This window comes from Pseudomonas sp. GW821-FHT09C08 (assembly GCF_059418125.1).
In genome coordinates this window covers 863,717-876,217 of record NZ_JBWKPG010000001.1, presented here as the reverse complement: position 1 = coordinate 876,217, position 12,501 = coordinate 863,717, and the positions used below count along the sequence as shown (strand labels likewise).

General features: G+C 55.7%; 9 protein-coding genes and 1 pseudogene. 4 read left to right on the top strand and 6 right to left on the bottom strand.

Annotation, left to right across the window (positions count from 1 at the left end):
- The first annotated feature begins 32 nt into the window (after positions 1–32).
- Entirely contained in the window at positions 33–929 is an 897-nt protein-coding gene (locus AC07OJ_RS03490) for a LysR family transcriptional regulator (RefSeq protein WP_495093949.1), read from the top strand.
- Here the strand turns inward: AC07OJ_RS03490 and AC07OJ_RS03485 are convergent.
- The 3 genes from AC07OJ_RS03485 to AC07OJ_RS03475 all read right to left on the bottom strand — a co-directional run bounded on the left by AC07OJ_RS03485 (position 906) and on the right by AC07OJ_RS03475 (position 4,237).
- On the bottom strand, positions 906–2,102 hold the full coding sequence (locus AC07OJ_RS03485; RefSeq protein ID WP_495093948.1) for an iron-containing alcohol dehydrogenase: 1,197 nt from the start codon (positions 2,100–2,102) through the stop codon (positions 906–908). The two genes, AC07OJ_RS03490 and AC07OJ_RS03485, sit on opposite strands and share 24 nt — an antisense overlap.
- 19 nt (positions 2,103–2,121) lie before the next feature.
- Complete coding sequence (locus AC07OJ_RS03480; RefSeq protein ID WP_495093947.1) at positions 2,122–3,606, bottom strand: APC family permease; 1,485 nt, start codon at positions 3,604–3,606, stop codon at positions 2,122–2,124.
- Between the two features lie 271 nt (positions 3,607–3,877).
- Complete coding sequence (locus AC07OJ_RS03475; RefSeq protein ID WP_495005218.1) at positions 3,878–4,237, bottom strand: winged helix-turn-helix transcriptional regulator; 360 nt, start codon at positions 4,235–4,237, stop codon at positions 3,878–3,880.
- 100 nt (positions 4,238–4,337) lie between these two features.
- On the opposite strand from AC07OJ_RS03475, the gene AC07OJ_RS03470 reads away from it, so the two are divergent.
- Positions 4,338–5,087: an SDR family NAD(P)-dependent oxidoreductase gene (locus AC07OJ_RS03470; protein ID WP_495093946.1), complete on the top strand. Its 750-nt coding sequence runs from the start codon at positions 4,338–4,340 to the stop codon at positions 5,085–5,087.
- Between the two features lie 220 nt (positions 5,088–5,307).
- Positions 5,308–6,351 (top strand): annotated as a pseudogene (locus tag AC07OJ_RS03465) (tyrosine-type recombinase/integrase); the annotation flags it as partial.
- Positions 6,352–6,910: 559 nt separating this feature from the next.
- On the opposite strand, the gene AC07OJ_RS03460 reads toward AC07OJ_RS03465, so the two are convergent.
- Both AC07OJ_RS03460 and AC07OJ_RS03455 read right to left on the bottom strand, forming a co-directional pair.
- Positions 6,911–7,228 (bottom strand): LysR family transcriptional regulator, encoded by a 318-nt coding sequence (locus AC07OJ_RS03460; protein ID WP_495093945.1) that lies wholly within the window; start codon positions 7,226–7,228, stop codon positions 6,911–6,913.
- 1,047 nt (positions 7,229–8,275) lie between these two features.
- Entirely contained in the window at positions 8,276–8,920 is a 645-nt protein-coding gene (locus AC07OJ_RS03455) for a glutathione S-transferase family protein (RefSeq protein ID WP_495093944.1), read from the bottom strand.
- 908 nt (positions 8,921–9,828) lie between these two features.
- On the opposite strand from AC07OJ_RS03455, the gene AC07OJ_RS03450 reads away from it, so the two are divergent.
- A complete protein-coding gene (locus AC07OJ_RS03450) occupies positions 9,829–10,725 on the top strand; it encodes a LysR family transcriptional regulator (protein WP_495093943.1) in 897 nt (298 codons plus the stop codon).
- A gap of 137 nt (positions 10,726–10,862) precedes the next feature.
- Here the strand turns inward: AC07OJ_RS03450 and AC07OJ_RS03445 are convergent, their stop codons facing one another.
- Positions 10,863–12,410, bottom strand: a complete 1,548-nt coding sequence (locus AC07OJ_RS03445) for an MFS transporter (protein WP_495094265.1) — start codon at positions 12,408–12,410, stop codon at positions 10,863–10,865.
- Positions 12,411–12,501: the final 91 nt, after the last annotated feature.

Below are 12,501 nucleotides of genomic sequence, written 5' to 3'. Positions count from 1 at the left end.
CCCCTTCATAAGCCTGCACTCAGGGAATTGCTGTGCTCAGAAATGTCACGGACATGGATCTGCGCCTGCTGCGCATTTTTGCCGTAGTGGTCAGGTGCGGCGGGTTCACAGCAGCCCAGGCCGAGCTGAACATGAGCCAATCGAACATCAGCACGCATATCTCCGGCCTGGAAAAACGCCTCGGTTATCGCATTTGCGAGCGTGGCAAAGGGGGCTTTCGCCTGACCGAAAAAGGCCAGCGCATTCTCAAGGCGTCCTCGGCGCTGTTTGGGGCGGTGGATGCGTTTCGTGATGAGGCCCAGGATTTGGCCGGGCGCCTGGTCGGCGACTTATACCTGGGCCTGGCGGACAACATTGCGACCTTGCCCACGGCCCGTATCGATGCGGCGATTGCGCGGTTCTATGCGCGAGAGCACGACATGCACCTGCACATCTTCGTGAACTCGCCGACGGAGCTGGAATTGGCGGTGATCGATGGGCAACTGGACATGGCCATCTCGTATTTCAGCCGGCCATTGCCGACCCTGGACTACCAGCCGCTCTACAGTGAGGCGATCGGCATATTCTGTGGCCGCACGCACCCGCTGTTCGGCGTCGATTCGCCGAGGGTGGACCAACTGCAAGCCTGTGACTGGATCAAGCATGGCTTTCTGCCCGCTGACCAAGTCCTGCCGGTGGTGCCCACGCGCGCGTCGGCCACTGCATACCACATGGAAGCGGTGGCCCACGGTGTCCTCGCCGGGACACACCTGGGGTATCTGCCGGCGCATTACGCGGCGCCCTGGATCGCCAGTGGCCATATGCGTGCGCTGCACCCCGACACCCTGCATTACGCGGTGCAGCACAGCATGATCACGCATATCGGCCACCCGCGAAGTGAAGCGGTGCGCGCGTTTATCGAGGATTTACGCGTCGAGCACGAGCGCTAATTCGCCATGCACCGCGTTGCGGAAGATCTGGCTGTATTCATCGGCGCTCAAGGGACGGGCATTGGTGTCGGAGGACGAAATATCGGCCACCGCCTGCTCACCGACCCACGGCGCGGCGTCTGCCTCCAGGCCAATCTCGCCGAGTGAATGGGGAATGCCCAGTTGCCTGCGTAGCTGCAGTATCCAGCGCAGGAAGCCGTCGAAATCCGCTTGGGGCAGTTCCAGGTAGCGCGCCAGGCGGGCGATGTCATCACTGATCACCGCCCGATTGGCCACCATTACATAAGGCAGCAGGATCGCATTCAACAAGCCATGGTGGCGGTGGTACCGCGCACCCAGCGGATGGGCGAGGGCGTGCACACCGCCGAGGCCTTTCTGGAATGCCACGGCGGCCATGGCGGACGCGACCAACATGCCTTCACGCGCCACCATGTCCTGCCCATCCGCGCAGGCGGCGGCCAGGTGCTGCTGAATCAGGCGCACCCCCTCGACGGCGACCCCGGCCGACATCGGGTGATACAGCGGTGAGCAGAACGCTTCAATGTGGTGGGTGAGGGCGTCCATGCCTGTCGCGGCAGTGAGCGCTGGTGGCAGCCCACGGGTGAGGATCGGGTCGAGAATCACCGAGGCAGGCAACAGCTCCGGGTGGCTGATGACTTGTTTGATGTTGTGTTCGCTGAGGGTCAGCACCGCTTCCCGGCCCAGTTCCGAACCGGTGCCGGCGGTGGTCGGCAAGGCAATCAGCTTCGGCAACTCCAGGCGCGGAAAGTCCGCCAGGCTTGGGTAGCGCTCGATCACCTGGGACCACTCGAAGCGTTCGAGACCATGCCGATCGACAGCCGCGAGGCTGATGCCTTTGGCCGCGTCCATGGCACTGCCGCCGCCGAGGGCGATCAACGAATCATGGCCGCCAGCCTGGAAGGCGCTGACGCCGCGCGCGACGTCGTCCAGCGTGGGGTTGCTGTGAATGTCACTGAACACGGCGAAGGGAATATCCGCCTCGATCAGGTGCGCCTTGAGCAAGGCCAGTGGCTCCAGGGCGAGCATGCCCGGGTCGGTCACCAGCAGCGGTTTGCGCATTTCGAGCAAATTGCAGCGTTGCGCGAGGACCGCCAGCGCGTCGGGCCCGCAGAAGATTTCGGTGGGGTAATTCCAATAGTGAAGGGCTGACATCTGAAACTCCGTGTCCAGTTTATTGAGCGCGCAATTGCGCGGTGACGCCGCGTTGATACGGCTTGGCCCAGAACAGGTAGATCAACCCGAGCACGGCCAGTACCGAGAACACCAGGACCACTGCCCATACCTGGAACCACGGCGCGTCTGGCGGTGCCAACGCCACCCGCGGCCAGGCCACGTTGATGCTTTCGAATATCAGCCAGGCAAAGGCTGCGACGTTGACCGGCAAGCCCCAGCGACCAAGGCTGAAGGTGCCGGGCTCGGGTTTCCAGCGGCCGTTAAGGCGAGCGAGCAGGGCGCAGGTCACCACGATCAGGAAGACAAAGAAGAACCCGCCACTGCCGAACGCGATCAAGGTGCCCACGGCGGTCGCGTTCACCCCCAGGGCCAGGCCGAAGCTGGCGAACAGCGTGCTGAAGACCATCGCGGCGAACGGAACCTTGCGTTTATCCACCCGCCGCAGCAGCGCAGACGCCGGCAGGATTTCGTCGCGTGCCATGCCAAACACGGCGCGACCGATATAGGTCTGGACCGAGACGACGCAGGCAATGAACGCCACTAATACAATCGCCACGAAGGGACGCTCAGCCCAGGCGCCGAACGCATCGACCACGGCGGGCGTGACCGGATCGATCACTTGGCCGGAGACCATGGCGGCAGTGTCGGTATAGGACAGCGTCACGGCGAATGCGGTAAGCATCACGGTCAGGCCCACCAGAATCATCGAGCGCAGGATCGCGCGGGGCGTCGAGGTGCGGGCGTCGGCGGTTTCTTCGGAGACTTGCGAGCACGCATCAAAGCCCAGAAACGCCCAGCCGCCGACCGCCATGGCGGTGAGGAAACCCGAGAAATAGGTCCCGTCACTGGTCGACGTCGCGCTCAGGCCTTCCAGCAGTATCGAAAACGAATGGTTACGGAAAAACAGCAGCAACAGCACACCAATACCAATCGAGGCGATGGCTTCCGCAACGATTCCTGCGTTGACGAAATACTTCAGCGGGTTGATTCCGAACAGGTTCACCCCCAACCCCAGCAGTAACAGCACTGCGCCGCTGAACACCTGGGCATTCGCCGCCGGCGGTTCACCAGTGACGAACAGCCACAGCCAGAACCCGCCCAGATACGCCACGGTGGTCAAGGAAGCCAGGGCGGAGGCGAGGTACATGAACCCGGTAAACCAGGCCAGGCGTTCGCCAGCCAGGCGCTTGACCCACTGATAGCAGCCACCGGCCAACGGGTACTGCGAGGCAAGCTCGGCGTAAATCAACGCCACCAACAGCTGCAGGGCGAGGCACAACGGCACGATCCACACCCAGGAAGGGCCGGCATTCATGGCGCCCAGCGACATCACCGAATAGATACCCACGACGGGGGAGACCGTGGCGAAACCGACCGAAAACGACGACCACAGCGACAGGCCGCGATGCAGTTGCTGGTCATAACCCTGGCTGTGCAGCAGGCGCTCATCGGCGTTTTGCCGGTCAGACAAATGAGAGGACATAGGTATTCCTTGGGTCGGCAGACACATTATTTTTAGGATCGCCCTTGTGTTCAGGGCGTACCGACGACGCATCCTCCATCACGGGGAGGAGTGAGGAGAGCTTAAGAGAGGCAAACATTTGGGAAAATCCATATGTTTGTAGGCTGGCATCTGGATTTTTTGATGTTTGCGCGGTGCGGGGGGATTGCAGCCAAGCTTGTGATTGTTTCGTAACTATATGATTTAGCTCAACTAAATAGTCATTTAGTTGAGTTGGCTATCGGGGCAGAGCTCAGGCCTGGGAGAGGGCGGCGGTACGCCGTTCGCTGATGCGCTCGACCGTCTGCATATGCTCGGTACCCCAGGCACACAGCCCACTCAGCGCCGTGGCCAGGGAACGGCCGAACGGTGTGAGGGAGTATTCGACCTTGGGCGGAATCTCCTGGAAGTCGACGCGCGCAATGATTTCATCACGCTCCAGCTCCTTGAGTTGCTGAATCAAGACCTTATCGGTCACGCCTCCAATCGCACGTTTGAGCTCGCCATAGCGGTGAACATTTTGCGCCAGGTTGAACAGGACCAAGGGCTTCCATTTGCCGCCAATCACCGCCAGCGCAGCTTCAAGCCCGCAGTTGAACGAATTGTTTGCCATGAGGGTGGTAGCTCCCAAGGGGTACTTACTTAAAGGTGCATACTATTCAAAATAATAGCGTGGATCTACAGTTGGGCTTCAACATTCCCCGGAGTTCATCATGAGCAGGCTCAACGGCAAAATCGCACTGGTTACCGGCGGCAACAGCGGCATCGGCCTGGCCAGCGCCATACGCTTTGCAGAAGAAGGCGCACAGGTCGTTATCGTGGGGCGCCGCCAAGAGGAACTGGACAAGGCGTTACAGCTGATCGGCCCTGGAGCCATCGCGATCCAGGGCGATATTTCCAACCTGGCGGACCTTGATCGCATCTATGCCCAGGTCAAAGCGACCAAGGGCCGGATCGATATCGTGTTCGCCAACGCAGGGCTCGGCGATTTCCAGCCCATCGGCGCCATCACTGAAGCGTCGTTTGATCGCACGTTTGGCATCAACGTCAAAGGAACATTGTTCACCGTGCAAAAGGCCTTGCCACTGATGAGCGCAGGCGGCTCGGTGATACTCACCGGTTCAACCACAGCCAGCATGGGCACGCCGGCGTTCAGCGTGTACAGCGCCACCAAAGCCGCACTGCGTAATTTCGCCAGGAGCTGGGCACTGGACCTCAAAGGCACCGGCATCCGCGTCAACGTACTTTCACCCGGGCCAATCTCGACACCGGGCCTGGACCTGGCGCTTTCAGGCACAGGACAGAAAGATGCGATCATCGACGCGATGGTTGCGCAGATCCCGCTGGACCGCATCGGCAAACCTGAAGAAGTCGCAGCAGCGGCGTTGTTCCTGGCGTCGGATGAAAGCAGCTTCATGACAGGCAGCGAAATGTTCGTGGACGGAGGCTTTGCGCAGGTTTGATCCAGAGAGGGGTTTTGCCCGTTGAAATCTGATGGGCGCTGCCCCTGATTGCGTAATGTCGTATTACGCATAATGTATATTATGTTAAACGACAGGTCATGTCATAGATGTTCATGAGCTACCTAAGGCGCTGATTCGACAAACCCACTTCTGGTGTCCATTCTCTCAACGGGCCATGTCCTTCATGTTCATGGCAAGTTATTCAATGAGGTGGCTGCCGATGAAGCTGATTCAGTGCCGTTTCTCTTCTGGTCAGCGTGTACCGATGCTCGTGCAAGCTGGTAATGCGGCTCCGTTGCCCAAACTCGTTCCGTTCATCTACGTCCAACTCAAACTCAGGCACCGCGCTTACAATACGGCTGCAGCGCATCTGCGAGCGATCCAGGCTTTCTATAGCTATGCTAAAAGCCGAGATCTGGATATCGATGACGCCATCTTGGCATGTCACTTCGAGTCGATTTTGTCTTTACTGGACGGTTACGCCATCTGGCTCCAAAGCGGCCGTCAAGCCGACAACCTGGTCGCCCGAATCGGCACAGCTGAAACGGCACCTTTTCCGCAGATTGATTCGTGTACCCGTGACCAGTACCTGCGGTTGCTGAAACAGTACCTGTCCTGGTGCGTCACTCGTTACATTCCGCGCACCCGTCAGAACTCAGCCACTCTGGCTAACATCGAAGTCGTATTTGCAGATGTCGCCGACGTCATTGAGCGGCGCTTTGAGAGCCATATCATCAATGCTCGGCCAGACCGCACTCGTTACCGAAGCCTGACAGATACTCAACTCCAGATCATTCGCACGCTGATTCGCCCGGGGGCCGGGAAGAATCCGTTTCCGGAGCGGCTACAGTTGCGCAATTGGCTAATGATTGAATTGCTGCTGGAGACCGGTATCCGTCGCGGAGAACTTTTAAAACTTTACACCACGGATATCAATCAGGGCTCTCAGCACGCGTTCGTCAGCATCAACGATCGCGAACATGACCCTGGCGATCCACGCGCTGAAGAGCCTGCACTGAAAACACACGGGCGAACAGTAGGAATCTCCGCGCAGTTGTATGAGGTCTACGAGCGTTATATCCAGGGCGAGCGACGCCCACTGCGTGACGGAAAACCGATGAAATTGCTGTACCGCTATTTGTTCATCTCGGATCGAGGTCGTCCGCTGTCGATCCGCGCGTTGTCTAACGTTCTTGATCGGCTGTTTCTGGCCACTGAACTGGCTCATCCGAGATTATTGCCTACACTTTCCGCGCATGACTACTGAATTTATTGAAGAAACTATGTTTCAAGAAGAGTTCACGGGTTTTGTATTCGCCTCAGCATCTCCAAAACCACACACCATCGCGTGGGATGGAAAGGCTCGAGGGCGATAGCGGCCTCTACGGCCCCTATGGAGGAAGTAGTCGATCTCAGGGCAGGCACTTCTTTCTGAACTAGGTGAATGGAGGCTCTCATAGGGTCTACAAAGATATTTACGCTATTTGAAATGCTTACGGCGATGTTGATCTCACGTGTTTTTATTATTGGTTGAGTGCGCCAGATGTCGGAGTACGGCGCCATACTTGATCAAACTGCTTCTGATTACCCGATCCGGGCGAATGCGCCTATAAGATCGACTGCATGTCGTAGCTCCCTATGGGCACGGACAATGCCTTGCTGGACATCTCCGAAAGCATTCCTCTGGTTGTGGACGTCGTGGCCCGTAATGCCGGTGTGCCCGGAACGCGCTTCACTGACCGCCACGGCAACGAACTGCCTTGGTAACCGTCCAAATCCCCCTGCGGTTGGAGGCTGAGGAACTACAAAAAATCATCACTCCATTATGACTGTGAACTCGTCTCTTCATCTGGAAGAGGCGGATGACGCCCCGTTATTACAGCTTCAATACAGCTAAACGCAGGCATCAAATTTTCTGCGATCTCTACCGCTTTTCCTGTTGGGCGCACTCCTCTACCTGTCCGAAGAAATAATGGATCGTCAAAGTGCGATCTCAATCGAGCGAGAGAACCACTCACGGCAGGTTGCCCTACCTTCATTAGAATTGCGGCGCGCGAGACACTTCGCTCACGATATAGCACTAAAAACGTCACCATCAGGTTGAGGTCGACGTTATGAAAAATTTTCTCATTGATCGCCATAGTCCTCTTTCCCTCTACTATTCAGTTTATTGTTTTTTCTGGCACGGAGATGATTACGATGATGCTTGCGGCTTGAAAGCAACTGCCTTTTTTGTACTAGCAACTACCCCACCGAACTGCGTCGGTCAGTCATCAGCTTTCACGCCAGATTCATCGCAACCTAAAATAATTGTGCGGTGGATAATGAAATGGATAAACCGTTAAAAATGAGACGCTTAGTCGTAGCAAAAGCGACAATTTACTTGAAGTTTACTTGTTTTCGATATCAGGACTAATGATATTTACTCAGGGCAAAAAAAAGCCGCCTATGAATAGGCGGCAAAAACCAAAGGACGATGAATGAAGCCTCTACCAAGAGTAAAATTGACAGAAACACATCGGGATGTTGATCCAAGCAGAATCCTACTCGCATCTTGCGCCGCGCACCATAAATCCCGTCAATATAAAAAATCAAAACAACTTATTTTATTTTTGGCGATTTGCAAAAATACCAAAACAAACAATACGACGATATCTCCAGGGCTAATAACACGACTCAAACATCCCCCCCCCTCCTCGATCGCCGTTCGATAATCTTTTTCCTGGCGGCCTTAACCTGAGAGGCCAGTTCTGGAAAATATGATGAGTGCTTTAGAGCAAGAGCGCCTGAGCTGAATCTGCAGAGTGCTGGCTCAGTTCTTTCTTCTTTGTAGGCAGGAGGCATCGATAGCGAGGGCAGTTCATGGTTTAACGCCAGCGAGGAATACAAAGTTATTGTCAGTGTTATCAACGTAAGGAAGCTGCGGCAACCATCGCCACTCAACATTTCGAGTGTGCCGTTTAAGGTCAGGTGGTAGTGCAGATGAAGGCCATCATCGAAACAGGTGGTGAAATCGTCCTTTTGACACACTGCAACTGAGAGACAATTTGTAGCTGACACTGCCACGGCCTCCTCTCCTCTGCGGCATGACAGCAACCGCGGGACTGCCTTTGCTTAGAACATAAATACGATCAAAAAAATGGGCCGTGGTTATCACCACGACCCATCGCCTACTTGCGTGTCAGCGATCAGGCAGTTGCTCGTGCCTTATGGATAGCCACGATTTCAGCTTCATCCTTCAGCGCCTTTTGAACGGATGGACGAGCGTCTACACGCGCTTTCCAGGCGTTCAGGTTTTCCAGATGGCCGATCTCGGTGCCCGAGCGTTCGTGCCACAGGGTGGCCCAAACATAGGCGTCAACAACCGAGAAACTATCGCCTAGCAGGTACGCACGTCCGTCAGCCAGACGGGTGTCCAAGGTGGTGTATGCGGCGACCAGTTTTGCACGAGTCCACTCCGTGCCGAAATCGGTCATTAGTTTGCGCATCAGAGGGATATGCTTCTGTGCAATCTCGGTGGCGATGAAGGTCAGCAATTGGTCGACCTTGACGCGTTCCAGGGTTCCACGCGTTGGGATCAGACCGAATTCAGGATGCTGGTCAGCCAGGTAGGAAGTAATAACGATCGTTTCGGTGATTTTGTCCTGCGAATCATTTTCCAGGGCCAGAACCGGAACGTACAGGAGTGGGTTGGCCTCGGCGAAAGATTCACCATTGGAAGTGGTTTGGTCGAAAACGTTGAAGTGAACCAGTTCAGGATTCAGACCAATTTCGTTGGCGATGATCTGAACGGCTTGGGAGCAGGTTTGATCGGCGATGTACAACTTAGTCATGATTGCATTCCTCGGGGAGTCAGTTGTTTTTCCGCGCCCTGAATCCGGGCTGGTGAACAAAGTCTGAGCTTCCCTCTGAGGATGATAAACAGCCGGCAACGATACGCTCTGTAGCTTGCACAGCTACAATCAGCCCACCGTTTGATAAAGCGTCGGGTGATCGTCGCTGCCTTGCACCGGCGGGTCTTCTTATATGATGGGAGAACGTGAAAAAATGAATACGGACGTGAGCTTTCCAAGCGTCGATCACAGAACGTCTGAAACCAATCATTGAATCCATATGGGAGACAGTCTGTGTCCAAAAAAGCGCTTATTCAGATTTAAATAACCTATATAGTCGGTGCTGAAACTCGATTCTCAGGTAATCACGCGAAATAGGCCCACTGCCTCTGAGCTCGATACGCCGAATAACACAAGCACGCAGAGACCTCTGTCAGCGCAAAGCTTAGGTACGGCTTTGGGCTTCTATTAAAAATAGCGCCCCACTCCAGACAAAGAAAGTCAACTCAACAAAACTATTACTCATTCAAAAAAGTCCCGCGCGCTTGCGGACCTGAAAACCAAAATAGCGCAACCGAGGGCCGTCTTCGAGACCGAACCTGCAACTGATCCCGAAGCATTTCGCCTGAAACTATTCTAATAAAAATTACGGTATCAAAAAATCGTAAGCAATGATGCTTTCAATTAATATTAGATAAAACCCTAAAACTTCTCACAAAGAAAAAACTTTAAGATATAGCAAACGCACTAGCTTTTTTTACCGAACGTCTTTAGCTCCGCCATTGTGAGATGGTACCGCACTATCGAGATAAAAAATCTCAAACCGCCTTTTGAAAAATGAGCCATAGTAAGTCAAGCGATAGTTGTGTACGTATCGACATGAATAGACAGATTATAGAGAGACTGTAATGGAACGAGCCGACACCTCCTTTCCGGACATAGCCGCCTTCGTCAGCGTCGCACAGACCAGTAGCTTTACCCGAGCTGCTGAAAATCTTTCAACGAGCAAATCCAACGTAGGCAAGGCGGTTCAACGACTGGAGATCAGGCTGGGTACCAAGCTCTTCCAGCGTACCACCCGTGCCGTACGTCTAACTGAAGATGGCGAAACTTATCTGAACGCGGCCATCGCGGCGCTGGATGGCCTTCGGGATGCGGCTCGCGAGTTAGCCGCAAGAAAAGATGAGCCAATGGGCCGCGTTCGCCTGGACATCCCGTCTGGGTTTCGCCAGTTGTTTCTTCCAACCATCTCCGAACTTCGTCAGCGCTACCCACAGGTGACGCTGGAGTTGTCCATGACCGATCGCATGTCGGACGCAGTGGGTGAAGGCTGGGATATTGTAGTTCGTGCGGGGGAGTTGCCGCAGGACAGTGAAATGACTGTGCGCAAGCTCTGCAATATCACACTCAGTCTGTACGCCTCTCCCGACTACCTGGCCCGTCATCCGCCGATTGAGTCAGCGGCCGATCTGGTCAACCACGAGGCGGTTATTTTTCGGGGGTTTACTGGTCGGCTGCGTCCCTGGTCGATTACCGATAATGGCCATGTTCGAGAGTTTTCGCCGACGCCGGTTTTGATTGTTTCAGATGGGCAGGCCGTTATTGACTCCACGGTTATTGGGCTCGGCATTGCCCAAATTTATGACAAGGTTGCTCAACCCTATGTCGATTGTGGCAAGCTTGTCCGCGTACTCACAGCTGTTGACTCACCGGGCCCTCCTGTCCATGCCCTCATACCCTTGGGCAGTCGTATGCCGGCAAAAACGCGAGCGGTGCTCAACTACCTGGCGGATCGTCTGCGTTAGCGTGATGACTTGTCGCATCCTGCTCTTGATCCAGGCTCGCCAAACGCAAAAAGCCTTGAAGCAGAAAGGGATCTTCTGCTTCGGGGTCTGAGCACATCGGGTTATTGCCGCTTCAAGGCGGGCAACTGTTTTGATGCCTAGGCAGCTTCGCTGGCAGCGCCACCTGCAACCGCACGATTCTTGCTCAACAATCCAAGAACCACAGCCGCAGAAGCCAATGTGATGATGGTCAGGATATGCAGCAGGTACTGAAATGCAGAGGCATACCCTTGTACCAGACGCTCATTGGCCAGACCTGGAACGGTGTTGATGGCATGGGCCATATCACCGGTGGTAACGCGATGCGCGGCTTCTGCAATAAGCGATGCATCAGCGCTCCCTGCAACCACCTGTACCGCTTCTGAAAGGTTGGTATGCAGCAACGAAGCCAGCATCGCAGCCACGCTTGCCAGAGCAATGCCCTCACCTGCGACACGCACCGTGTTGAAGATACCAGCCGCCATACCCGCGCGCTCTTTGGGCACGACGCTGACCGATAGACCGTCCATCAAGCCCCAAGGCAGACCTGCCCCGATACCGATCAACAGCATAGGCCCAACAAGACCCAACTTCGGCTCGCCAACGTTGTACAGGCTCAACCAGTGCAGCCCCACGGCAGCAATCAGGAACCCCACGCCCGAAAGAACACCGGCAGAGATGAACTGCGTCATCGAGGCGGCCATCATCGGCACGACCAACATCGGTGCAGACAGTGCCAGCAGCAGCAAACCGGCGTCGATTTCGCTCAGGCCTTCAACACCAATGAATCGCAACGGCAGCATCACGACCAGCACGATGTAGCAGTAGCAAGTGCCTATCGGCAGCATTTGCACGCCGACAAAACGCGGGAAGCGGAACAGCGTCAGATCCAGCATCGGGCGCTTGACGCGCATTTCAATCATCACGAAAACCACCAGCAATACCGCCGATGCACCCAACAGGCCAACCACTAAAGGGCTACCCCAACCGCTGTCAGGCGCTTGGATCACGCCAAATGTAAACAACGCCAGCACCGAACTGAAGGTAACGGTGCCGGGCCAGTCAAGACCTGTTGCGCCGGGGTCACGTGTCTCACGCATGCGCGGCAGGCCAAAGACCATGGCAATCACACCGATCAAAGCCGTGAACAGGAAAATCGCACGCCAGCTAAAGGCTTCGATCAACACGCCGGCCACCAATGGGCCGAATGCCAGACCGATACCGAAGGTCGTGCCCAGCATGCTGTACGCACGGGTGCGAGCATGACCTTCAAACTCTTGTGCAAGCGCAGCGGAGCCACTCGCCAGTGCAGCCGCACCGGCAACCCCTTGAATGGCACGCAGGATATCAAGCCAGAACACCGAAGGTGCCATGCTTTGGGCCAACGACGCAGCGGTAAACAGCATCATGCCGATGGTGAACAGGCGCTTGCGCCCATATACGTCAGCCAAAGCACCTGCAGCCATTAGTAAACTGCCGAAAGACAGCATGAAGGCATTGGTGATCCAGGTAAGCGCCACTGGACTTCCACCCAGATCCCGCCCAATCGCGGGCGTGGCAACTGCCCCTCCGGTAAAACTCAGTGGAAGTACCAAAGCGGAAAGACAAATCGCTGCAAGAATAAGCAGCTTGTCTCTCTCCCTGGCAACTCGGTCTGTTGATTTCATGATTTCACCGTAAGTGGAATGTGCGCAGCTGAATGCACCGTCTTTGAAAATCGGCATCACCGTCGAGGGGTTTGCCACTTGGAAACCCAGG